Source organism: Methylobacterium sp. WL103, assembly GCF_008039885.1.
GTDB lineage: Bacteria > Pseudomonadota > Alphaproteobacteria > Rhizobiales > Beijerinckiaceae > Methylobacterium > Methylobacterium cerastii.
This window is the reverse complement of record NZ_VRUX01000012.1, coordinates 1-21,222: the sequence shown is the minus strand read 5'-3', so window position 1 is coordinate 21,222 and position 21,222 is coordinate 1. Positions and strand designations below refer to the sequence as shown.

Annotated in this window: 25 protein-coding genes; 15 read left to right on the top strand and 10 right to left on the bottom strand. The window is 65.4% G+C overall.

Features of this window, described 5'->3' with window-relative positions:
- Positions 1–48 precede the first annotated feature (48 nt).
- Both FV222_RS01940 and FV222_RS01935 read left to right on the top strand, forming a co-directional pair.
- The gene (locus tag FV222_RS01940; protein WP_147764983.1) at positions 49–594 is read left to right on the top strand and encodes a hypothetical protein; all 546 of its coding nucleotides are present in this window, start codon (positions 49–51) and stop codon (positions 592–594) included.
- Between the two features lie 376 nt (positions 595–970).
- Complete coding sequence (locus FV222_RS01935; RefSeq protein ID WP_147812816.1) at positions 971–1,405, top strand: hypothetical protein; 435 nt, start codon at positions 971–973, stop codon at positions 1,403–1,405.
- Between the two features lie 10 nt (positions 1,406–1,415).
- Here the strand turns inward: FV222_RS01935 and FV222_RS01930 are convergent, their stop codons facing one another.
- Together FV222_RS01930 and FV222_RS01925 are read right to left on the bottom strand one after the other, a co-directional pair.
- Positions 1,416–1,775 carry a VanZ family protein gene (locus FV222_RS01930; RefSeq protein ID WP_147764981.1) on the bottom strand — a complete coding sequence of 120 codons (360 nt, stop codon included), beginning with the start codon at positions 1,773–1,775 and terminating at the stop codon, positions 1,416–1,418.
- A gap of 522 nt (positions 1,776–2,297) precedes the next feature.
- Positions 2,298–2,522, bottom strand: coding sequence for a plasmid pRiA4b ORF-3 family protein (locus FV222_RS01925; RefSeq protein WP_147812815.1), 225 nt, complete (start codon positions 2,520–2,522; stop codon positions 2,298–2,300).
- 29 nt (positions 2,523–2,551) lie between these two features.
- Here FV222_RS01925 and FV222_RS01920 point away from each other — a divergent pair, with 29 nt between their 5' ends.
- Positions 2,552–3,655: an IS5 family transposase gene (locus FV222_RS01920; RefSeq protein ID WP_147812814.1), complete on the top strand. Its 1,104-nt coding sequence runs from the start codon at positions 2,552–2,554 to the stop codon at positions 3,653–3,655.
- Here the strand turns inward: FV222_RS01920 and FV222_RS01915 are convergent.
- From FV222_RS01915 to FV222_RS01885, 6 genes are all read right to left on the bottom strand, one after another.
- Positions 3,607–4,239, bottom strand: a complete 633-nt coding sequence (locus tag FV222_RS01915) for a plasmid pRiA4b ORF-3 family protein (RefSeq protein WP_147812813.1) — start codon at positions 4,237–4,239, stop codon at positions 3,607–3,609. The genes FV222_RS01920 and FV222_RS01915 overlap by 49 nt on opposite strands.
- Before the next feature lie 1,533 nt (positions 4,240–5,772).
- The gene (locus FV222_RS01905; RefSeq protein ID WP_056472974.1) at positions 5,773–6,906 is read right to left on the bottom strand and encodes an NAD(P)/FAD-dependent oxidoreductase; all 1,134 of its coding nucleotides are present in this window, start codon (positions 6,904–6,906) and stop codon (positions 5,773–5,775) included.
- A 29-nt stretch (positions 6,907–6,935) separates the two neighbouring features.
- Complete coding sequence (locus FV222_RS01900; protein WP_147812811.1) at positions 6,936–7,484, bottom strand: cytochrome b; 549 nt, start codon at positions 7,482–7,484, stop codon at positions 6,936–6,938.
- Positions 7,481–8,593 carry a catalase family peroxidase gene (locus FV222_RS01895; protein ID WP_056472912.1) on the bottom strand — a complete coding sequence of 371 codons (1,113 nt, stop codon included), beginning with the start codon at positions 8,591–8,593 and terminating at the stop codon, positions 7,481–7,483. Before FV222_RS01895 ends, FV222_RS01900 begins: the two co-directional genes overlap by 4 nt.
- A gap of 9 nt (positions 8,594–8,602) precedes the next feature.
- Complete coding sequence (locus tag FV222_RS01890; protein WP_147812823.1) at positions 8,603–9,370, bottom strand: anti-sigma factor; 768 nt, start codon at positions 9,368–9,370, stop codon at positions 8,603–8,605.
- A gap of 2 nt (positions 9,371–9,372) precedes the next feature.
- The gene (locus FV222_RS01885; RefSeq protein WP_056472915.1) at positions 9,373–9,903 is read right to left on the bottom strand and encodes a sigma-70 family RNA polymerase sigma factor; all 531 of its coding nucleotides are present in this window, start codon (positions 9,901–9,903) and stop codon (positions 9,373–9,375) included.
- Between the two features lie 290 nt (positions 9,904–10,193).
- Here FV222_RS01885 and FV222_RS01880 point away from each other — a divergent pair, with 290 nt between their 5' ends.
- The 3 genes from FV222_RS01880 to FV222_RS01870 all read left to right on the top strand — a co-directional run bounded on the left by FV222_RS01880 (position 10,194) and on the right by FV222_RS01870 (position 11,756).
- Entirely contained in the window at positions 10,194–10,457 is a 264-nt protein-coding gene (locus FV222_RS01880; RefSeq protein ID WP_082511199.1) for a hypothetical protein, read from the top strand.
- A gap of 399 nt (positions 10,458–10,856) precedes the next feature.
- Positions 10,857–11,327 (top strand): MBL fold metallo-hydrolase, encoded by a 471-nt coding sequence (locus tag FV222_RS01875; RefSeq protein WP_147812810.1) that lies wholly within the window; start codon positions 10,857–10,859, stop codon positions 11,325–11,327.
- Positions 11,328–11,396: 69 nt separating this feature from the next.
- Positions 11,397–11,756, top strand: coding sequence for an MBL fold metallo-hydrolase (locus tag FV222_RS01870; protein ID WP_187277172.1), 360 nt, complete (start codon positions 11,397–11,399; stop codon positions 11,754–11,756).
- 74 nt (positions 11,757–11,830) lie between these two features.
- On the opposite strand, the gene FV222_RS01865 is transcribed toward FV222_RS01870, so the two are convergent.
- Positions 11,831–12,724 carry a LysR substrate-binding domain-containing protein gene (locus FV222_RS01865; protein ID WP_147812808.1) on the bottom strand — a complete coding sequence of 298 codons (894 nt, stop codon included), beginning with the start codon at positions 12,722–12,724 and terminating at the stop codon, positions 11,831–11,833.
- A 111-nt stretch (positions 12,725–12,835) separates the two neighbouring features.
- Here FV222_RS01865 and FV222_RS01860 point away from each other — a divergent pair, with 111 nt between their 5' ends.
- The 8 genes from FV222_RS01860 (at position 12,836) to phnE (FV222_RS01825) (ending at position 20,028) form a co-directional block, all read left to right on the top strand.
- Positions 12,836–13,591, top strand: coding sequence for an SDR family oxidoreductase (locus FV222_RS01860; RefSeq protein WP_056472979.1), 756 nt, complete (start codon positions 12,836–12,838; stop codon positions 13,589–13,591).
- Between the two features lie 271 nt (positions 13,592–13,862).
- Positions 13,863–14,549, top strand: a complete 687-nt coding sequence (locus FV222_RS01855) for a zinc metallopeptidase (protein ID WP_147812807.1) — start codon at positions 13,863–13,865, stop codon at positions 14,547–14,549.
- Between the two features lie 561 nt (positions 14,550–15,110).
- A complete protein-coding gene (locus FV222_RS01850; protein WP_147812806.1) occupies positions 15,111–15,776 on the top strand; it encodes a DUF1045 domain-containing protein in 666 nt (221 codons plus the stop codon).
- A gap of 12 nt (positions 15,777–15,788) precedes the next feature.
- A complete protein-coding gene (locus FV222_RS01845) occupies positions 15,789–16,421 on the top strand; it encodes a DapH/DapD/GlmU-related protein (protein ID WP_147812805.1) in 633 nt (210 codons plus the stop codon).
- Positions 16,422–16,510: 89 nt separating this feature from the next.
- Entirely contained in the window at positions 16,511–17,314 is an 804-nt protein-coding gene (gene phnC, locus FV222_RS01840) for a phosphonate ABC transporter ATP-binding protein (RefSeq protein ID WP_147812804.1), read from the top strand.
- Between the two features lie 28 nt (positions 17,315–17,342).
- Entirely contained in the window at positions 17,343–18,269 is a 927-nt protein-coding gene (gene phnD, locus FV222_RS01835) for a phosphonate ABC transporter substrate-binding protein (RefSeq protein WP_147812803.1), read from the top strand.
- Between the two features lie 32 nt (positions 18,270–18,301).
- Positions 18,302–19,180, top strand: a complete 879-nt coding sequence (gene phnE, locus FV222_RS01830) for a phosphonate ABC transporter, permease protein PhnE (RefSeq protein WP_147812802.1) — start codon at positions 18,302–18,304, stop codon at positions 19,178–19,180.
- A complete protein-coding gene (gene phnE / locus FV222_RS01825; RefSeq protein WP_147812801.1) occupies positions 19,177–20,028 on the top strand; it encodes a phosphonate ABC transporter, permease protein PhnE in 852 nt (283 codons plus the stop codon). Before phnE (FV222_RS01830) ends, phnE (FV222_RS01825) begins: the two co-directional genes overlap by 4 nt.
- A 3-nt stretch (positions 20,029–20,031) precedes the next feature.
- Here phnE (FV222_RS01825) and phnF read toward each other — a convergent pair whose 3' ends face one another.
- Positions 20,032–20,778: a phosphonate metabolism transcriptional regulator PhnF gene (gene phnF, locus FV222_RS01820; RefSeq protein WP_147812800.1), complete on the bottom strand. Its 747-nt coding sequence runs from the start codon at positions 20,776–20,778 to the stop codon at positions 20,032–20,034.
- A gap of 163 nt (positions 20,779–20,941) precedes the next feature.
- Here phnF and phnG point away from each other — a divergent pair.
- Positions 20,942–21,222 (top strand): phosphonate C-P lyase system protein PhnG (phnG, locus tag FV222_RS01815; RefSeq protein ID WP_246685281.1); only part of this gene is annotated, 281 nt, incomplete at its 3' end.

Genomic DNA, 21,222 nt, shown 5'->3' with positions numbered 1-21,222 from the left:
ATCAGCTGCAATTGCGTCGCTTTCTGAGCCTATGAAGACGAGGACTTTATGATGACCGCTATCAATACGGCATTTTGGAATGAGCTGGATGCAAAGATGGCTACCGTCTGCTCCGATAACCACGAGGGCGTGTCGCGGCGGGTTGTCGAATTAGCGGCTTCTTCGGAGTCACGGCAGTCGTCTGATAAGTGCTCATTGGGTCCTGCCCATATTAGGTCAGACTGGACCAAAGTTCTGGAAAACATAGCGGCATCGAAGAGCGTATCCGAGCAGCAACAAGCGGAGCTGCGCGAGCAAGCTACTGCGCGTGCTGTTCTCCTAGTGGAACTTGAGCGGACTCAGGAGCAGGTACGTATCCTCGAAGGCCTTCTAACGAACGCTTCAGATGAGGCGAAACTGAAGATTCTGCAAGTTCAATCGGAAGCAGATGCGCGCTTGTTGGCTATGCAACAGAGGGCAGACGCGGCGATTCAGGAGGCCTATGAGCTGATGCGTGCAGCAGAGTTACGAGCTGAGAACGCAGAGGGTTGGCTGAGACAAATAGCACAGGCGAGTCTTGATCTCGCCCCCAGCGATCACCGTGCGGCTGCTTAACAATAATGTTCGGCCTATCGAAGTGAAAGCATAGGCGCTAATCATGCGTGCCTCGCTCCTGTTTCGAAAAACACTTGTCGTTATTTTTCTTGTAGCGCTTGGGGGCTGTGCCAATTATCAAGCGAACCATTATACTGCAAACACAGAAAAATTATTAACCACTGAAGACACAATGAAAATGAACGATAGGGTGCTATCGAACGTATCGCACTGGCAGCTACGGCTCGCTTTCCTTTAAGCTGCGACCGTTGGCTCGGAGGCATGTCGAGGGCGAGCTTGACCGGGTCCATCGGGTCGGCCTTGAGCACCTTTCGGCATCTGGAGCGTTGACCGTCACAGCGCGATCCGTCGTTCCGCGCCAACAAAGCGTTCGCCGATGCTACCCATTCCCGCCTATGCCTTCCTCCCGATAGTGGCCGCGTGTGTCGCCACCATGCCGGCCAGGGCGGAACCCGAAGCCCCCTCGCAGGCTAACAACTGGACAGACCTCCGTGTCGCGTTGGCGAAGTGCTGGACCATCCCAGCGGGGACAGACGGCTCGCTACTGGCCTACCGCTTCGGGCTCGACAAGACCGGGGCCATCCGGGGAAAGCCGCGGATCATCGCTCGCCAGCTCAAGGGCGATGCGGAGGCACAGCGGCGCTATCAAGAAGCCGCAGACGCGGCACTCGCCAAGTGCTTCCCGATGCCGGTCACGTCGGCCTTCGGAGCAATCCTCGGTGAGAGCCCGCTCTATCTCCGCTTCGTGAACACGCCGCCGACCAGCGCGTACCAAATCAACAGCAACATCACGCTGTTCGCCCCGCAGTAGAGTAGGCCTCCTACGCTCGCCCCTCGGCCTTCGCCATGCTCGCTGGGATGAACGCGAGGACGACCGCGAGCATCACTCCGAACCAGCACCCAGCGGCCTTCACCGCGAAGTCCCCAAAGTAGCCATGCCGTGTCAGCTCCAGGTTCTGCATCGCTTCCATCGCTCCAGCAATCATCACCAACAGTCCCAAAACCTGCCAGCGGTGACGCGGGTACCCGAAGGCAAACAGGAAGCTGACGACCGCGTAGGCGCCGAACCGCTCAAGGGAGACCGGGGCATCGGTGACAGGTCGGAGGCCGATGGGCGCGAGCGTCGCAAAGACAACTCCCACCAGGAGTAGCCAGCCGAGAATACGGGAGGTCTTCATCATAGGGCGGAGGTGACCTGAGCGCTTGTCGATACTGAGGCGGAGGCAACACCCGGGCCAATGGAGCGTGCGCTGCCAGGAGCAAAGCGACGGGCCAGCCTCAAAGAGTTAATCGCGACTGCTTCACGGGATGAAGGGTTAGGCGGCATGCAACATGCAGGCGCGGCATCATGGCAAAACGAGCCTGCAGGCGGTACATAGCCTTATTACCGTCCTCAGGCTCAGGCGCATAAGATGCCGCTGTTCTAAATCGACCTCCATGACGGCACTAATTTCGTGCGCGACAAGAAAGGATTTGAGCTGCCAGACGTGGGAGCAGCCCGAGAGAAGTTAGGCCATGTTTTAAAGCGTTTCTCTGAGCTGCTAGACACAACAACGGACGGCCAAATATTCTTGGCGAGCGTTCGCGATCATGCCGGAACCATAATCATGCGGGCACGGCTTACGCTTGCTATCGAAGAGCTTGAAACGGCGTAGTGGCTTCACCATCCGCCTTCTCTCTTCCGCCTCATCCGCTGGAAGACTTCACAGTTGACTTCGGCTCTTCGCGAACGCTGCTTGTCCGATGGTGCGGCGCCGGGCCAGCTTCGCCATGCCGGCCTCTATCGTCTCTCGGTCCAGCTCATCGGGATCGAACGGGCCGCCGTACCATTCGAGCATCCGTTTGTGCTCGCGGTGTCGAGGCTTGGTGACGGCTTCTAGCAGGCTGCTGCAGAAGTCGCTGGCAGGCTTGTCGCGGAGATGATTCACTCTGTTAGAGGCAGGGGTGGGATCAGGCGATGCGCGGGCGCGGAGATCGGTCGGAGAACCTGTTCAGCTACGTCCGCCTGGAGGAACGCGTACCGGCCGATCATCCTCTGCGTCCGATCCGGGCGCTGGCGGACGAGGTTCTGGCCGGGCTGAGCGACCGCTTCGAGGGCCTGTACTCAGGACTGGGCCGCCCCTCGATCCCGCCTGAGATGCTGCTGCGTGCCACGCTGCTGCAAGCCTTCTTCTCGGTGCGCTCTGAGCGGATGCTGATGGAGCAGATCGATTACAATCTGCTGTTTCGCTGGTTCGTGGGGTTGGAGATCGATGCCGCGATCTGGCACCCGACGGTGTTCACGCACAACCGTGATCGGCTGCTGGAAGCGGACGTCGCCCGCGCCTTCCTGTCGGGGCTGCTGGCGCTCAAGCCGGTCAAGCGGCTGTTGTCGAGCGACCACTTCTCGGTCGACGGCACGATGATCGAGGCATGGGCCTCGACGAAGAGCTTCCGCCCCAAGGACGGTTCGGGCGAACCGCCAGGACCGGGCCGCAACGGCGAGCGCGACTTCCGCCGCGAGAAGCGCTCGAACGAGACCCACGCCTCGACCACCGACCCGGACGCCCGGCTCTACCGCAAGGCGGACGGTCAGGAGAGCCGGCTGTGCTACCTCGGGCATGCGCTGATGGAGAACCGCAACGGCCTGGTGGTGGACGCGGCTCTCACCCACGCCACCGGCACGGCCGAGCGCGAGGCCGCCCTGGCCATGCTCGATCGCCTGCCCCGTCGGCACCGGATCACGCTGGGCGCGGACAAGCTCTTCGATGTGGAAGCCTTCGTCGGCGATCTGCGGGCGCGGCAGGTGACGCCGCACATCGCGATCAACGGGGCAGTGTCCAAGACCGGCAAGGTGCGCAAGACCGCCCTCGACGGCCGCACCACCCGGCACGCCGGCTACGCGATCAGCCTGCGGTCTCGCAAGCGGATCGAGGAGGTCTTCGGCTGGATCAAGGCCCAGGCCGGGTTCGCCAAGGTGAAGGTCCGATCCCTGCCCAAGGTCGAGGCGGTCTTCACTTTCGCAGCCATCGCCTACAACCTCGTGCGCTTACCGAGGCTTCTGGCCGGAGCAGGCGCATGAGGGGCGACCCGAGCCGGGCGCAGACGCGGCCCGTAACCCGGGCTCCCATCGAAGAGGCAGAATCCAGCCTCTCGGACGTCGGCCAATCCGTGGCAAACACCGATAACGATCCAAACCGAGCGTAACACCAGACTTCTGCAGCAGCCTGCTAGAAACTCCTCGAAGCCTATCGTCCCGCCCACGTCCTCGGGAGGTGCCCGCCTCGCCCCGTCGAGGAAGCGCGGGTAGGCGACTGCGGGGTCCGCCGGGCCTAACTCTTCGACCGTAATGGTGTGCTGCCAGTTGTCCCCGAAGTCGTAGTTATAGGCGAAGGCGGTGGTGCCCCGATCAACGAGCGCCCCGAGCTTCGTGGTTTTGGCGCTTAGGGTGTTCCCGTCTGGCCACTCCGGGTGCGGGATGGCGTAGAGGACAGCCCCCTCCTGAAACTGGAAGAGGTGGTAGTCCTGAAAGGGCATCGCCGCCTGGATCACCTCATGAAGGAGCTTGAGGCTGGCAGTAAGCGGCACCGCCACGGTCCGCCAGACGGTGGGCTCAGTATCATCGAGCGTGATGCGAAGGCGGGCGATGCGACTCGGCTCGGGCATGCCGCAAGGTTACCGTCGAGGAAGCGTGGAGCAACCCGGAAGCCGCGCACAGCGATAGCCGGGTTCACCCCCCCCTTACCGTCTGGGCATGGACGGGGTGGGCCGTCGAGTATCCTCAAGCGGCCCACCCGATCCTTAGACTACCAACCCCCATAGCCGTGCGGGCGGTCGCAATCCCGTTGATAACCGTACCCGGCGTGGCGGAAGCTGTACCCGGCATTGTGGTAGCCGTAGCCCTCCGGGCGACCTCCGTAGAAGCGGGCGGGAGGAGGAGCGCGGTAGACCGGCGCTTCCTCATGGTCATACTCGCGGACTACTCGGGCGGGGCGATAAGGGACCACCGGGGATGCCCCGTAGTCGTACCCGTAAGCCGGCGCGGGGCGGCCATAGCCATAGCCGTATGCCGGGGCCTCATGGGCCTCTGCGACCGCGGCGCCTAGCAGAGCTCCCGCGGCAAGGCCGCCGATGACACCGGCTGCGATGGCGCCACCGCCCCGAGCTTCGGCAGCCGTCGTCCCCATAGCGCTCACCGCAACGAGCGCGGCGGCTGTGAGAGTTGCAAACTTCTTCATCGCCCATCCCCTGACACTTGAGGAGGCCGGCATCGTCCGCGGTGCCCGGTCTCTGTGACCCAGCCGGTGGTCTCTCGGCTGTGAGAAGGAGATTGGCAGAGCGCAGATGCACCGATGCTGAAACAGCTTGGCAGCATCTGTTCAGCTTGGGCGTGCGTGAGCCGAAGGCCTACCGAGCGGGCGGCTTGGTGCTGGCCTTGGGATTGACCCGGGCAGCAGCCTCCCGACGCTTTAATCCCATCACAGCTGCCGCTCGGATCAACCCGGCGCGGCGATACTTGCCCGGCCGTCATCCCAGACTTCAAGTCGAGTGCAGCATACCTCTGAGGTGAGCCGGGGAAAGGATGATGCCTTCGCTTGTGGTCACCCAAGGTGTCCCGGTGCCCTCGTTAAGCGCCTTGATCGCCTCGTGCCGCGCCTCTTGGAGGCTGGGCAGATCCCTTGGCTCTGTGGACTTCGTGCTCATGTAGCTGGACCAGACGGTCAGCGATGGCGGAGCCGGCCGCGGGAGTGATCGCGCCACCATCGCATGCGATTGGAACGGCAATGACGAGATGGACGCGGTCTGCGGCTCAGGATCGGCCAAGTTCCAGGCTGACGGATCGCTTCAAGGCGAAATCCGCGTCCAACGCGGCGAGGAAATTTCCTCATTGCCCGACGCTGCTCGACTTCTTCAACACCCTGCTAAACTATCCAAAGCGGGCAGGCTGCAATCCACCCAACCCGGTCGTAGAGAGGACGGACGGGTCCCGACCCAAATCTGCCGTAGAAGTCGCTGCGCCACGATCCAAGAAGCGGTCGTTCGTCGGTTAACGGATCCAGAAGTCGCCCTCTGCAACGAGCAGTTTCTTGCCGCTGTCCACTAAGCTCCCAAATCGCGACGTCCGCCTTTCCTAGCGGTCAAGGTTTGCAGGTCCCGCCCTACGACCCTTGGGATGGGTGGATGGCCACAGCCCGATGCTCAAGCCGAGACCGGCGCGCGCAGAAGGGTGTAAGTCTCCCGGTAACTGCGCGGCCCGATGACGGGAAGCAGTAGATTCCTGGCCCAACTCGGTATCCGTGCGGTCCGCGATAGGCGATCGGTCATCGCTTGGACATGGGCCACGCGGGGCCGGCGTAGCGCCTCGTACTCGGCACCGACCATGCCCCATTCGGTCCGCTCGGCAAGCAGCGCGGCCAGCACCAGCGCATCTTCCAGGGCGAGCGCCGCGCCCTGGGCCCAAACCGGTGCCATCGCGTGCGCGGCGTCTCCCACGAGCGCCACCCGGTTCCGGGTCCAGCTCGGAATGCGGACCTCTTTGAGCGGGGAATGATAAAGCGCTTCGGGCTGGGCCAGAACCGCATCAAGGGTGTCGCGGACGAGCGGTGGGAACGATGCAAAGGCAGTCCGGAAGGCCGCCAAGTCCTGCCCCCGTCCGGCGGTCTCGCCGACTGAGACCCAGCCGTAGACCTCGCCATGGTCGACGGGGATGAGCAGGAACAATCCGTTTGATCCAGCCCAAAGCGTCCACGCGTCAAGGCCTGGGTTCGGCGCCATGAAGCGCCAGCTCGCTGGGGCCAGCATCGCCGCTCCAAGCGCGGAAGCGCCGAACGTGTCGCTTCGAACCCGCGAGTGGACACCGTCGGCGCCGACGAGGAATCCGCCGGTTTCGGCCGTCCCATCCTGAAGCTCGACCGCGACGCCCCTCGGCATCTGCCGGACGGCGCTGATCTCAGATCCCGGCCGGAGATCGGTCGGGGGAAGGTCGAGCGTCAGGAGGCGCAGCAGGTCGGCGCGACGCACACAACGCGGGCACGCTTCTTCCCCCCAGAACGCCGCCTCGTCGATTCCGAAGAGGAGGCGCCCGCTCTCGGTGCGGTACTCGCGCCGACGGACGGGTGAGCCGATGTTGCGCAGGGCTTCGCTCAAGCCGAGCTGGCGGAGAGCTTGGACTGCGTTCCCCGGCAGGTTGATGGCGAGGCCCGCATCGGCCGGCGTCGGGCGCCGCTCCAGGGTCAGCGAGGGAATGCCGCGTCGCTGCAGCGCTCGCCGCATGGCAAGTCCGGCGATACCGCCCCCGGCTATAAGCACCCGGCCCGCTGCGCTGTCGTCCATGCTGTCTCGCCTCGTTGCCTGGCCCGTCGTCATCGTGACAGCGGCGTCGTCAAGCGCAGGGCCATGCTGGAGAAGACACCATCCCGGCGGATCAGCCCGTGCATCAGCGCGGCACCGAGATGGGCGAGGATGAGACCGAACAAGGCGTAGGCCAGCACCGTGTGAAGTGGACGCAGCCAGGCGTAGATCGTGGGATCGCGCGGCAGGATCGGCGGGAGCACCACCGCGCCGCCAAGCCCGATGGGGTACCCGGCCGCCGACAGCATCGCCCAACCGATCAGCGGCAACCCGAGCATCAAGCCGTAGAGCAGGATGTGCGAGGCGTGCGCAGCCTGTCGCTGCCAGCCCGGAAGGTCCGCCGGCAGTTCGGGCGGCGGATGACGCCAGCGGTTGACGAGGCGGAGGGCCGCGAGGATCAGGATGCCGATGCCGAGGGGGCGGTGCAGCGCCACGAGGGCGTCATAGTGCGCCAGAGAGGTCACCATCGCCACGCCGATGAACAGCATGGCCAGGATCATGCCGGCCATGGCCCAGTGCAGCAGCCGGGCCGGTCGGTTGAAGTTCATGGTGGTGCTCACAATCCGGCTCCTGCAGCGGGGACATCGTGGACTGCGCTCGGGGCCTTCGGCTCGCCGGCGCGTCGCGTGAAGGATTGCGCGTAGGCCGCCGAGCGCGCGCTGAGCAGCGGATCGTCCGATCCCGCGATGCCGGCGGGCAGGACCAGGGGGTCGAAGTTCACGTCGCGGCAATTGCCGCTGGCCTCCGCCTCCGTCGCGGTCACGATCACCGTCCCGAGGTCGAGGCTCGTCCGCTCGGCCGGCCAGGGACGCGTCGCGTCCGCTGTTGGATCGCCTGCGTCGCCGAGGGTGGCGACAAGGTGCCAGCGGACGGGCGCCCGACGGACCGCGGACTCGAAGTCGTCGAACAGGTAATTCTTGTCCGCGCGTGCGGTCTGGGCCGCACTCTCGGCTGTGACGGCCTGCTCCGGCACGAACGCCCAGCGAACGGGCGTTTGCGTGCCGTCTCCGGCAACGAATCGGAAAGCGTTCAAGCCCCGGAAGGTGTCGTCGGAGAACCCGGAGGTGATCGTGCGCGCTTTGATCAAGGCCGCCGCCGTCGCGCTCTCGGGGTTCGCGGCGAAGAAGGCTTTGAGTGCCTCGGGATCGGGCTTGCCCGTGGCCGGATCGGGCTTGGCGGCGAGAAGCTGGGCATAGAACGCCTCCGAGGTCCGCACCGGGAAGACCGGGATGTCGTTGTTGCCGGTGCGCCATTCCTCGCCGTCGGGAAGTTGGAAACGGAGTGCGAGGCTGCGGACCGTGGTCGATGCATCTGCTGCGTAGGGCTGGCCGCCCGCGAGCGCGATGCGCCCGGTGACCGGGGTGATCTGACCCGCCGCGAACAGCGACGCCTTCGATAGTCGCGCGCCCCGGCCGGTACTCTCGAAGCGGCCGGCTAGGCAGAGCCCCTTGGCGTGGTTACGCCGGAATCCCGGATGCGGGCCGTTGACCCGCTCGAAGCGGTCGACGATCCGAGCCTGGGTCAGGGCGCCCGGCGAGAACCAGCCGCCGACATAGGCGAAGGCCCCCGCAGCACCGACGACAAGCCCTCCGATGGCACCGAGCCGCAGGAGGACGGCGCGCGGGTTCAGAGCCGGACTAGCGCCGGTCAGGTCGTTGAGGAGGGACATAGCTGGCCTTCAGATCTTCTTCGCGGTGGCGCGGCGGATGTCATTGGCGAGTGGGTGAAGGACCACCGGGTCGGCCGCTCCTACAAGGCTGTAGCCGAGCCCGTCCTGAGCCCAGGCGTAGCCGTTCGACGTCGCGGAGATGTGCGTCTGCATCGGCGCGTCGCCGGGCACGGACATCGGCCGCATCAGCATCACGAAGCGCGCGCCGTGCCCGTCATCGTACATCAGCAGCCCGGCGGGCCCCTGCTGCGTCGCGACGAGGCGCCCGCCCATAAGGTGATAACCGGAGCTGCTAAGGTCCGGCACGCCCACCGGCCGCTTGAGCCGGGCCGAGAACCAGCCCGCGAGTTCGTCCCGGTCGGCGGCAGCGAGCTCGACGGGCCGGGTGTGGTCCGGAGCATAGACCGCGTAGTTCATGCTCGCCGCCTGGGCCAACGCTTCGATCCCAGCCGGCGCCGACGAGACCACATCGCGCAGGCCCCAGCCTCCGGCGCCGCCGAGGAGAAGAAGCAGACCGGCTGCCATCGCCTGCCAGACGGGACGTTGCGGGCGACGGCGTGCCTCGACGATCCGCGACAGGTCCAGCTGGGCAGGGACCGGCTCCGCGGCGATGGGCGCGAAGGCGGCCCGCATCTCCTCGCCGAGGGCGACGAGGCGGTCGACGCGCGCCCGCGCCTCGGGATGGTCGTTGAGATAGGTTTCGACCTCGCGCCTGCGGGCGGCATCCAGCCGCTCGTCCAAGAGGCGCTGGAGATCGTCGTCGCTGATGGGACGCATGGTCATTTCACCCTCCGCAGGAGCGGCCGCTTGGCCGGAACGGCCGCCTCCGCGCCGTCCATCAGCTGGAGCATCCGGTCTCGGGCCCGTGACAGCCGGGACATCACGGTGCCGGTCGGGATGGCGAGGATTTCCGCCGTTTCGGCGTAGGACAGGCCCTCCACCGTCACGAGGAGGAGGACGCTGCGCTGCTCCTCCGGCAGGGCATCGAGCGCGCTCATCAAGTCGCGGTGGCGAAGGCCGCTCTCCTGTGTGGGTGCCACAGCGAGGTTGGCTTCCGCCGTATCCTCGATCGGCATGTGCGCACCTCGCCGCGCGCGCTGGCGCATCTGCGTCACGGCGAGGTTGTGGAGGATGGCGAAGAGCCAGGTTCGCGTGTCGCCATCGACTTGGCGCTGGTGCCACCGACCGACGGCCCGTTCCAGGCAATCCTGGACGAGATCGTCGGCATCGGTGGGATTGCGCAGGAGAGCACGGGCGTAGCGGCGGAGGACCGGGATCAGCGGCTCGATGAGGCGCATCATGTCCGTCATGTCCGATCTCCTGGCATGGGCGGGACCCCTCCGTGCGCAAGCCAAACGATGTGAGTCTGCTCTGGGCTTGGCTTCGGAGGCATGGACGCTGCCAATCCGGGATTATTCCACGCACGCGGCGATCTTTTTCAGGCTCGCATCACGTACGCATGCTCGGTGATGTGGCTAGGAATACGAGCATCAAAATTCTTCGACGCGACCTGGAATAAGCAGCCGAAGACGTCGTCTGTCCGGCATCCCTGCTTAGCGTTGCTCGATCAGGCAGGAAATACTGGAGATTGAACATGACGATGCTCAAGACTGTTTCGGCCCTCGTTTTCGCGTCTGCCTGCACCCTTGCCGCCTTGACCGGAGCCTCCCAGGCCCGGACCGTTTCCCATCCCACCGAGGACCCGTCGACCACGGGCTCGGTCCTGCCGCAGGCGCGGTCAGCCTACTGGCTCGGCGGGATGGACACCGACAGCGGCAACGCGCGGAACCCTGCCCTTCCAGGCTATGCTCAGGGGCGCGGCCAGGAGACAGGCGGCCCCGCCCGTGAGCTGATCCCGAACTAGCCCGGCTTTCCCCGAGCGCGGACGAGCCCGCGCTCGGGAACGCTCGACACCATCCAGTCAAAGCAAATTGTTTGAGACCGGTACCGCGGTCCAGACGCAGGCATCATGCGAGCAACCGGGGACGGTCGCCCGCGCGCGGGTTCGACTGAGAGGGATGGCCAGTGTTTTGATTTTACGACCGTAACGCTCCCGCGTGCCGATGAAACGCTGCAGACATCTGCGGGAGGCAGACACTCAACAGGCGCAGCAAGGGTTAGTCGCCCTCTGAGCGCATTCCGAGGTGTCTTCTATATCTGAGCATAGCCTAATCCGTCACATCGCCGGGTTGGTAGTCTCGCTTATGAAGCGCAGACGCATCTCGATTATAGGCAAATAGCATTCGAGGACGAGGAAAAGGTGATGCAAATTCTGGCCGATCATTCCAGCTTGAGGCCACCCCCCAAAATAGCGCCTCCCTACAAATTTAACATCGGCGCTGCAGACATCGTTGTTGTCTCCGACGGGGTGCTTGATATTGGGCCTCCGGCCATCGCGTTCGGCGGCAGCCCGACGGAAGAGCTTGAACGGCGCTTGAAGCAAAATTTCTTGCCGACCAAAAGCATCACGATCCCCATGAATATCCCCGTTATCTCTATAAACGGAAGAAATGTGATTTTTGAAACTGGGATCGGATCCTCGAAAATTTTCGGGAGCAGCGGTGGCTTATTGCAGGATGGCTTGATAGCAGCTGGTATCCATCCAGGAAGCATAGACGCTGTTGTGTGCTCGCACCCTCATCCCGATCATATCGGCGCGCTGTGCGATGACAAAGGCAATCCCCAATTTCCAAATGCCACAATTTATTTGACAAAGATTGATTTTGATTATTGAACCGACGAATTATATTTTGAATCACCAATTGGTTTCGCGGTTCGGATAGCGCGAAACAACCTGCTGCCAGTGAGAAATCGGATTGCTTTCTTCAAAGACAATGAAGAATTCTTGCCGGGAATACAGGCCATTTTTACGCCAGGCCATACCGCAGGACATAGTTGCTTTCGGCTTCACTCAGGTGATGAGCAACTGTATATTATTGGCGATCTGGTGCATCATGCGGCATTGATTTTAGAAAGTCCAAACCTCAAGTTTTTTGCTGATATTGACCCGGATCAGGCAGTAAAATCAAGGATAGGCCTGCTATCAAGCATCGCTGAAACGCGCGCACGCTTATTTGCATGCCATTTTCCATGGCCTGGTTTGGGTCATGTTGCTGTCGACGGCGACGGCTTCAGATACTATCCTAGCGAAATTCGATGGTAAAATTGATTATCATCCATCAAGGCTGAGTTTCGCTACCCTCAAGGAAATGACCGTCAACCGGGGTGTTCAGACCCTCAAAGATCCGGAAACTCTCCTGCCAAGTGGTCGATCAGGGATCGGACGCCGGGCGGCAGGCCGCGGTGGGTCGTGAAAACCAGATGGACGATGCCGTCCCTGCTCCGCCAGTCCCGGAAGACACGGACGAGCCTTCCGGCGTCGATGTGTGCTGCACAGGCGTGATCGGGCAGGAAGGCAACGCCCAGTCCGTCCGCTGCGGCATCGCAGAGAACGGCGTAGTCGGCGCAGGTCAGGCGCGGCTCGTGGCGCATCACATGCGCTGTTCCGTCCTCTCGCTCCAACATCCAGGTGGTTTCACCCACCTCGTCGCTCGTGCCCATGGTCGGGACGGACGCGAGTTCGGCAAGGCCGGCGCCGAGGCCGTTCGCGAACCGCGGGCTTGCGACGAGGATCCAGCGAGAGCGGCCGAGTGACCGCATGGTGAGGGACGCATCGCTCGTCAGCTCGTGTCGAACGCGCAGCGCGACGTCGATCCGCTCCTCGATCAGGTCGACGGCTCGATCCGTCACGACGAGTTGGAGCTGGACCTTTGGGAAGCGGTCGAGGAAACCTCGCACGATAGCGGAGACGACCTTCACGAGGTTCCGCGGGCAACTCATGCGGATCCGCCCATGCGGTTCAGCTTGGGCTTCCGCGATGAGCGCTTCGGCCCGCTCCGCCTCCAGCATGATGGCGCGGCAACGCTCGTAGAAGGTCTGTCCGACTTCAGTGACGCGGAAGCGCCGGCTGGAGCGCTCGATGAGCCGCACCCCAAGTCGGGCTTCCAGCGCCGAGACACGCCGGCTCAGCTTCGACTTCGGCTCGCGAAGCGCCCGGCCTGCGGCGGTGAAGCCGCCATGGGCAACGACCTCGGCGAAGGTGACGTAATCGTTGAGGTCTGGGCGCATCATCGTTCCCCGATTGGAACGCTAAGTGCCATTTCCACTGCCTGTTCGCATCATCGTTCTGGGAGCATCTCTCTCGTCAGCGGCTCACACGCAGCCGAACCATGGAGAGCGATGATGACCGGCAGATTCCAGGACAAGGTGGTGGTGGTGACTGGTGGCACCAGCGGCATCGGCCTCGCCGCCGCCAAGGCCTTCTCGCGCGAGGGCGCCTCGGTGTTCGTGACCGGTCGCCGTCAGGACGCGCTCGACGCGGCGGTAGAGCAGATCGGCGGCCGGGTCACCGGCGTTCGGGGCGACATGGCGAACCTCGCCGACATCGACCGCCTCTACGATGCCGTCCAGCAGAAGCACGTGCAGATCGACGTCGTCTTCGCCAATGCCGGCGGTGGCGCGTTCGCGCCGCTCGGTACCATCACCGAAGAGCAGTTCGATAGCACCTTCGATACCAACGTGAAGGGCACGCTCTTCACTGTCCAGAAGGCCCTTCCGCTTCTGAAGGATGGCGGCGCGGTGGTGCTGACCGGCTCGACCGCTGGCAGCGAAGGGACGCCGGCCTTCAGCGTCTATTCCGCTAGCAAGGCAGCCGTTCGCAACTTCGCGCGCACCTGGATCCTCGACCTGAAGGAGCGTCGCATCCGCGTCAACGTGGTCAGCCCCGGTGCGACGCGCACGCCGGGCCTCGTCGGCCTTGCCGGCGACGATGCCGAGAAGCAGCAGGGCCTTGTTGATTTCCTGGGCTCTCGCATCCCCCTCGGACGCGTCGGCGAAGCGCCCGAGATCGCCAATGCGGTCCTGTTCCTGGCCTCCGACGAGGCGAGCTTCGTCAATGGCGTTGAGCTGTTCGTCGATGGCGGTCAGGCACAAGTCTGACGAGGCGGGTTGAACGCTCACAGATCAAGAGCTGTCATCAACCGACGCTACTCTCGTGGTTTCGCCTTCGCTGATCCCTGTCCGCGGTCAGCTACCGAAAGCCGACGACGTGAGCAACCATGCCCGCTTCTCGCCGAATTTCATGAGAAGCGGACTGGCCGCTTGCCACCCGACCCGGTCTTTGACGCTTGTCAGGCCATTGTCGCAAGGTGGACATCTAAAGTAAGGCGCCACGCTTTCACGGATACGACCGCGTGCCTAAATATCCCCGGTGCCCGTCCTCCTAGCGCTTGGCGCCGCCCTCCTGTTCGGTCTTGTGTTCGGCCCCCAGTGGTGGGTGCGCCGGGCGATGCAGCAACATGACACTGAGAGGCCGGACTTGCCCGGGACCGGAGGCGAACTCGCCCGCCATCTGCTCGACTTGGCGAGGCTGGAGCACGTCCTCGTCGAGATAGCGCCAACCGACCACTACGACCCAGTTGCGAACGTCGTGCGGCTGTCGCCGGGCAATCATGACGGCCGATCGATCACGGCGGTCGCCGTTGCGGCACACGAAGTAGCCCACGCGCTCCAGCACGCGGCGGGGGACCGGCTCCTCGCAGCGCGGGTGAGGTTCGCCCCGGTCGTGCAGGGCTTCGAGTTCGCCGCGGGCATGGTGATGATGACCGCGCCCGTGGTACTCGCCTTCGTCCATTCGCCTGCACTGCTCGCCCTGCAGGTGGGAATCGGCATCGCGCTCCTCGGCGTTCGCGTCCTGTTCCACTTCCTAACGTTGCCCGTCGAATTCGATGCGAGCTTCCGCCGGGCCCTGCCCATCCTGGAGACGGGTCGCTACCTCGACGCAGGCGATATGCCCGGCGCCCGCACCGTACTGCGCGCCGCCGCCCTCACGTACGTGGCCTCGTCCCTCATGGCGCTCGTGAACATTGCCCGCTTTCGGCGGCTCCTCCCGTTCTAAAACCGCCGAGGCGAGGAGCCGATGCGCCTGCCCGCCAAACTGCGAGCGGACCGCCACCTTCGGAACCAGACTTGGCCATTCCTCCCAGTTGCTCAGCGCCATGAGCAGACATCAGCCCCATGCCTGGAAGCAGACGTTCCGTTTGCGACCCAATTCGGTCGTTCAGCGCTCCAGCGTATGCGCCCGGAAGCAGACGTTCGGGACACTGGTAAACGCAAGCGCACCGTTAAACCCATGAATATGATGCTTGAATGATATTGTGCGCTAAAATGAGATATAAGGCGCCTATAAACAACGGTTATATCAATTAATATGGCATAATTTTTATAAATACTTGCAAGGATATAAAGTGTGATATTCAGCTGATTGATGCAATTAATACTTCGCCAGTCATTATAACAAAATTTGATATTCATGTCAGCGATTGAAATAAGGAAAAATCCACCCCGGGGCCTGCATGCCGGCAAATTTTATTCACAAATCTAAGATTGTCACATTCGCGTTTGAGCATTGTATTACGGATCGCTTCAGCCTGCAGGGCGCAGCCAAGGATAAGTTCATTTGGATCGAGTTGCCCGATACGCGCTGTATTTTACCCCCGCTCCCGGCTCGGCCCTCGCCGCCTTCGGCGACGCGATTCTCGGCCTCGGCCCAGCGCCCGGCCCCAATGCGCTGCGGGCAATCCTCGCCGCCAACACTGCGGAGCAGCGCGTCTACGGGTTCCACGCCACCCTGAAGGCGCCGATGCGCCTCGCCCCGGGCGCCACCGAAGCGGATCTCCTCGCGGCGGCCGCGGCGCTGGCAGCGCCCCGGTTCCCGCTGCCCGTCGGCCCTATGCGGGTCGCCGACCTGGGGAATTTCGCCGCCCTGGTGCCGGAGGCGCCGCCCTCCGCCCTCGGCCTCCTCGCAGCCGAATGCGTCGCCGCGCTCGATCCCCTGCGCGCGCCCCTCACTGAGGCCGAGCGCGCCCGCCGTCGCCCCGAGCGCCTGGACCCCCGCGGCCGGGCGCTGCTGGAGCGCTGGGGCTACCCACACGTGTTCGAGGCCTTCCGCTTTCACATGACACTCACCGGCCCCCTCGAGCCGGAAGACCTGTCGATGGCCCTACCTCTGCTGGCCGAGGCCGCTGCTGGCCTGCCCGACCTCGTGATCGATGCCGTGAGCGTGGTCGTTCGAGACGGCGCGGCGCCGTTTCGCCTCCTGCGCCGCCTGCCCTTCGCCGCTTGACAGGACCTCGCTATGGCCTCCGACCGCCTCGGCCTCGATCCGGCCGTCCACCCCACGGCCGATCTCTGGGATTGCCGCCTCGGCCGCTTCACCGAGGTCGGCGCGCGCACGCGCCTGAGCGAGACCAGCCTCGACGACTATTCGTACATCGTCGAGGACGGGCAGGCGAACTATACCGCCATCGGCAAGTTCTGCTCTATCGCCTCACACGTGCGGATCAATCCGGGCAACCACCCGATGGAGCGGGCCTCGCAGGCGCACTTCACCTATCGGGCCAGCGCCTACTGGCCGGGAGAGGCCGCGGACGAGCCGGCTTTCTTCGCCCGGCGCCGTGCCCTGCCCGTCACCATCGGCCACGACGTCTGGATCGGGCACGGGGCCGTGATCCTGCCCGGGCGGACCATCGGCACCGGGGCGGTCGTGGGCGCGGGCACGATCCTGACCCGGGACGTGGCGCCCTACACCATCGTGGTCGGCAATCCAGGCCGCGTCGTGCGGCGCCGTTTCCCGGAGGCGGTAGCCGAGCGCCTGTTGGCCCTCGCCTGGTGGGACTGGGACCACGACCGCCTGCGCCTAGCCCTGCCGGACTTCCGCGCTCTTGCGATCGAGGCATTCCTGGAGCGCTACGAAGCCATAGCACAATAAGTCCATCTATTGTTTAGCCGGACAACTGTCATTTAACTGTCGCGCACGACGGGTCTACCGGCGCTCAACATAAATCGCCGGGAAACAGCATGCTGATCCTTGAAGATCTGAGCCGTAGATACGGCAACCGTCGCGCGGTGGACGGGATTTCCCTCGCCATCCCGCGCGGCCGCTTCGTCGGCGTGATCGGGCGCTCGGGCGCCGGCAAGTCGACCCTCCTACGGATGGTCAACCGCCTCGCCGAGCCGACGGGCGGGCGCATCCTGTTCGACAGCCTCGACATCACCGCCCTGCATGGTCGCGACCTCCGGCGCTGGCGGGCGCGCTGCGCGATGATCTTCCAGCAGTTCCACCTCGTTGGCCGCCTCGACGTGCTGAGCAACGTCCTGATGGGACGGATCTCCGAGGTGCCCCGGCACCGATCCCTCCTCAAGCTCTGGTCGGAGCGCGAGCGCGCCCTGGCGCTGGCTGCCCTCGACGAATTCGGCATGGGGGACTTCGCCGCCCACCGGGCCGACCAGCTCTCCGGCGGCCAGCAGCAGCGCGTCGCCATCGCGCGGGCGATGATGCAGGCTCCCGACCTGATCCTGGCCGACGAGCCCGTGGCGTCCCTCGATCCGCGCAACACCCGCATCGTCATGGATGCCCTCGCGGAGGCCAACCGGCGCCACGGCATCACCGTGCTTTGCAACCTGCACTCCCTCGACCTGGCTCGCAGCTACTGCGACCGCCTCGTCGGCCTCGCCGACGGCCGCCTCGTCTTCGACGGCGCACCCGCCGACCTCACCGAGGACGTCGCCCGCCAGCTCTACGGGCTGGAGGCGGGCGAGGTGCTCGACGCCCCCGCCGCGCCCGCACGCCCCCGGGCCTATCCCGCCGCCCTCGTCGCCTGATCCGTCACCCCCGACCCAGGACCCTGCCATGCTGACCCGTCGCACCCTCGCCGGAGCCCTCGCGCTTGCCCTCCTAGCCGTCCCGGCCGCCGCGCAGGATTGGAAGGCGACCTATCCCGAGCTGACCCTGGCGGTGATCCCGGCCGAGAACGCCTCGGGCACCACGGACCGCTACGCGCCGATGACCGCCTACCTGTCGAAGGCCCTCGGCGTGCCGGTCAAGCTGCGCATCGCCAACGACTACGCCGCCGTGATCGAGAGCCAGCGCGCCGGCAACGCCCAGCTCGCGTTCTACGGCCCCGCCTCCTTCGCCCGCGCGGTGATGACCGGCGTGAAGATCGAGCCCATCGTCAACCAGCGCCACGACACCGGCGCCTCGGGCTACTATTCGGTGATCTACGTGCGCGCCGACAGCCCGTACAAGACGATCGAGGACCTGAAGGGCAAGAACCTCGCCCTGGTCGACCCCAACTCTACCTCCGGCAACCAGGCGCCGCGCTTCTTCCTACACAAGGCCGGCCACCCGGTGGACGCGTTCTTCGGCAAGACCGTCTATGCCGGCAGCCACGAGAACGCCGTCCTCGCCCTCGTCCAGGGCACCGTGGACGCGGCGGCCAACCTCTACAACACCGACACCGACACCATGGTCACCCGAATGTCCACCAAGGGCATGCTCAAGAAGCCCGACGGCTCGGCCATGGGCCAGGGCGATTTCCGCGTGGTGTTCAAGTCCGACTTCCTGCCCGAGGGGCCCTTCGCCATGCTGGCGAGCCTGCCGGACGACCTGAAGGCGCGCATCCGCGACGCCCTCGTGGCGATGCCGACGGCCGACAAGGCGGCCTTCGACCGGCTTTCGGACGGCAAGGACCAGGGTCTCACCGCCGTCACCCTGAAGGATTACCAGCCGGTCATCGAGATGCTGAAGTTCAACGACGAGCAACGCCGCAAGTCTTGACCCGAGTTCGTGTAAGCCGCCTGTGACGACCGATGCCTGAGCGGATCACACCCCTGCCCCCGGACCGGGCCGCCGCCCTGGCGGGGGCCTATGACGGCGCCGTCGCCGCAAGCCGGCGCCGGACCTGGGTCGGCCTCGCCGCGCTCGGTGTCCTCACTGGGCTCGCCGCCCAGGCGGCCGAGGTTCGTCCCTGGGTGCTCGCGGCTCATATCGGCCGCTTCACCGACTACATCGCCCAGATCCTGCCGCCCCTGACCCTGGCGAACCTGCCGGGGGACCTCGCCGACTGGTACTGGGGCTGGCCGAAATGGCTCGCGCTGCTGGGCGAGACCCTGCTGATGGCCTATCTCGGCACCCTTCTGGGAGCGATCGGCGGGTTCCTCCTGTGCTTCTCCGCCGCCGCCAACGTGGCGGGCAGCCGGACGGCATGCTTCGTGGTGCGGCGCGGGCTGGAATTCTGCCGCACCGTGCCGGAGATCGTGTTCGCACTCATCTTCGTGATCGCCTTCGGGCTCGGGCCGATGGTGGGCGTGCTGGCGCTAGCAATTCACACCACCGGCGCGCTCGGCAAGCTGTTCTCCGAGGTCGTTGAGAACATAGACATGAAGCCGGTCGAGAGCCTCACCGCCGCCGGGGCCGGGCGGATCGAAACCCTACGCTTCGCGGTGCTGCCGCAGGTGCTGTCGAACTTCGTCTCCTACGGGCTGCTGCGCTTCGAGGTCAACGTGCGGGGCGCCGGGGTGATGGGCTTCGTCGGTGCCGGCGGCATCGGACAGGAGCTCCTCGTGGCGATCCGCAACTTTTACTACGCCGATGTCAGCGCGATCCTGGTCCTCATCATCCTCACCGTGATGGCGATCGATCTCGGCACCGAGCGCCTGCGCCACCATCTCCTCGGGAGCCTGCGATGACCGGGCCCGACATCGATGCGGCCGAGATCGCCGCCCTGCGCCGGCGCTTTCCGGAGAGCTTCCGGTCGGCCTGGCGTAGCCGCCTCTGCGGGGCCCTCGCGCTCGCCGGCCTCGTCGCCCTTGCGGGCTACGCGATGGTCCGCCTCGACTTCTCCGCCGCCCGCCTGCTTAACGGCCTTGGCCGCCTCGGCGAGTTCAGCCTGCTGATGCTGCCCCCTGAAGCTGGCGGCCGGGCCTGGGCGTTTCTGCAGGCGCTGGCCGAGACCCTCGGCATCGCCTTCATCGGTACGCTGGCGGCGGCGCTCCTCGCGTTCCCGGTGGCGTTCCTAGCCGCCCGCAACGTCGTACCGAACCCGTTCGCGCACTTCATCGTGCGGCGCGGCCTCGACGTGGTGCGCTCCGTCGACGTGCTGATCTGGGCGCTGATCTGGATCAACGTCGTCGGGCTCGGCCCCTTCGCGGGGGCGCTGGCCATCGCCTGCGCGGATTTCGGAGCACTGGGTAAGCTGTTCTCGGAAGCCGTCGAGACCGTCGACGGCAAGGCCGGCGAGGGCGTCTCCGCCTCCGGCGGGGCCGAGCTTCACCGTATCCGCTTCGGCCTCATCCCGGCCGTGCTCCCGGTGCTCGGTAGCCAGGTGCTGTACTTCTTCGAGTCGAACACCCGGTCGGCCACCATCATCGGCATCGTCGGCGCGGGCGGCATCGGCCAATACCTGACCGAACTGATCCGCGTCCTCGAACTGCGCCAGGTCGCCTTTTTGATCCTGATGATCCTCGTGACCGTGGCGATCATCGACGCCATCTCCGGGCGCCTGCGCCGGGCCTTGATCGGCGCCGCTGCGCGGTAGGCTTCACTCCACCACCAACTCTACGCGATCGGCGGCGAACAGGCTGCGGGTGGCCTGGATGCGCCGGCCGTCCCCGTCCACGTTCACGCTCGACAGGATGATCAGGCTGCGGCCGGGGGCAATGTCGAGGCGTTCCGCCTCCTCGGGGCTCGCCGGGCGGGCGCCGATCCGGGTCGAGAGCCGGGTGTAGTCGGCGACCCCGAAGCCCGCATAGGCGCGGGTGATCGAGCCGCTGGCAGCGTAGGCCGCGTCGAAGCCAACAAAGCGCGGCAGCGGCAGGCAGGTCCGGGCCGTCGAGATCGGTGCGCCGTCGGCCCGGTGCATGGTGTGAAGTTCGAGGACCGGTGCGCCGGGGGCGATCCCCAAGGCCTCAGCCCAGTCCGGTCCGGCGGGCCTGGTCGCAGCCGCGATCAGGTCGCCCCAGGCCTCGCGGCCGGTGCGGGAAACGATCTCGGAGAATCGGGTCCGGGGACCGATCGGGTAGGGGATCGGCCCCTGCTCGACGAAGCTGCCCTTGCCCTGCGTGGTGCGCACCAGCCCATCCTCGGCGAGCACGCCGAGCGCGCGCCGTACCGTGTGCCGGTTCACGCCGAAGCGCGTGGCCAGGGCTGATTCGGCCGGCAGCTGCGCCCCGGCGGCGACCGCTCCGCTGCGGATCTCGCCCGCCAGCGCATCCGCAATCTGCCGCCACGCGGCCAAGCCGCCCCCGCGCTGGAGCGCCGTCACGCTCGTGTCGCCCGCCTCATTCATGTGTTGCCTGCGCGGATTGCTCGCATGACGTCCTCGAAAGCTGTTGCGCCCACTCATCCACTTGTCTAAACATATAGACATGTCTGGAGTTCGATCGATGCCGCGTGCCAGCCAAACACCACCTGAGAACCCGATGCCAGACCTCGCCGCGCGCCGACGTGCGATGGCGCGGGCCGGCGAGGCGACCGCCGACGAGTTGCGAGCTGCCCTGGCGCAAACCGGGGCCGTCGCCAAGGCGCAGGACTTGCGCCCGACCGAGACCGGTCTGGTGATGGTCCGCGGGCGGATCGGTGGCGACGGACGGGCCTTCAACGCCGGCGAGGCCACGGTGACCCGCGCGGCGGTGCGCCTGCCCGGCGGCGAGACCGGCTTCGCCTACCATCTCGGCCGCGACCGGGTCCGCGCCCGCCTCGCCGCCATCCTGGACGCGCACTGGCAGCGCCC

What these genes read in the sequence shown, in the direction of transcription:
- FV222_RS01890 (WP_147812823.1), bottom strand. Translation starts at nt 9,370, where the DNA reads ATGCGTCCCATCAGCGACGACGATCTCCAGCGCCTCTTGGACGAGCGG.
- phnE (WP_147812801.1), top strand. Translation starts at nt 19,177, where the DNA reads ATGACCGGGCCCGACATCGATGCGGCCGAGATCGCCGCCCTGCGCCGG.
- phnD (WP_147812803.1), top strand. Translation starts at nt 17,343, where the DNA reads ATGCTGACCCGTCGCACCCTCGCCGGAGCCCTCGCGCTTGCCCTCCTA.
- phnF (WP_147812800.1), bottom strand. Translation starts at nt 20,778, where the DNA reads ATGAATGAGGCGGGCGACACGAGCGTGACGGCGCTCCAGCGCGGGGGC.
- phnE (WP_147812802.1), top strand. Translation starts at nt 18,302, where the DNA reads ATGCCTGAGCGGATCACACCCCTGCCCCCGGACCGGGCCGCCGCCCTG.
- FV222_RS01875 (WP_147812810.1), top strand. Translation starts at nt 10,857, where the DNA reads ATGCAAATTCTGGCCGATCATTCCAGCTTGAGGCCACCCCCCAAAATA.
- FV222_RS01930 (WP_147764981.1), bottom strand. Translation starts at nt 1,775, where the DNA reads ATGATGAAGACCTCCCGTATTCTCGGCTGGCTACTCCTGGTGGGAGTT.
- FV222_RS01845 (WP_147812805.1), top strand. Translation starts at nt 15,789, where the DNA reads ATGGCCTCCGACCGCCTCGGCCTCGATCCGGCCGTCCACCCCACGGCC.
- FV222_RS01920 (WP_147812814.1), top strand. Translation starts at nt 2,552, where the DNA reads ATGCGCGGGCGCGGAGATCGGTCGGAGAACCTGTTCAGCTACGTCCGC.
- phnC (WP_147812804.1), top strand. Translation starts at nt 16,511, where the DNA reads ATGCTGATCCTTGAAGATCTGAGCCGTAGATACGGCAACCGTCGCGCG.
- FV222_RS01935 (WP_147812816.1), top strand. Translation starts at nt 971, where the DNA reads ATGCTACCCATTCCCGCCTATGCCTTCCTCCCGATAGTGGCCGCGTGT.
- FV222_RS01915 (WP_147812813.1), bottom strand. Translation starts at nt 4,239, where the DNA reads ATGCCCGAGCCGAGTCGCATCGCCCGCCTTCGCATCACGCTCGATGAT.
- FV222_RS01895 (WP_056472912.1), bottom strand. Translation starts at nt 8,593, where the DNA reads ATGTCCCTCCTCAACGACCTGACCGGCGCTAGTCCGGCTCTGAACCCG.
- FV222_RS01865 (WP_147812808.1), bottom strand. Translation starts at nt 12,724, where the DNA reads ATGATGCGCCCAGACCTCAACGATTACGTCACCTTCGCCGAGGTCGTT.
- FV222_RS01885 (WP_056472915.1), bottom strand. Translation starts at nt 9,903, where the DNA reads ATGACGGACATGATGCGCCTCATCGAGCCGCTGATCCCGGTCCTCCGC.
- FV222_RS01860 (WP_056472979.1), top strand. Translation starts at nt 12,836, where the DNA reads ATGACCGGCAGATTCCAGGACAAGGTGGTGGTGGTGACTGGTGGCACC.
- FV222_RS01940 (WP_147764983.1), top strand. Translation starts at nt 49, where the DNA reads ATGATGACCGCTATCAATACGGCATTTTGGAATGAGCTGGATGCAAAG.
- FV222_RS01905 (WP_056472974.1), bottom strand. Translation starts at nt 6,906, where the DNA reads ATGGACGACAGCGCAGCGGGCCGGGTGCTTATAGCCGGGGGCGGTATC.
- FV222_RS01880 (WP_082511199.1), top strand. Translation starts at nt 10,194, where the DNA reads ATGCTCAAGACTGTTTCGGCCCTCGTTTTCGCGTCTGCCTGCACCCTT.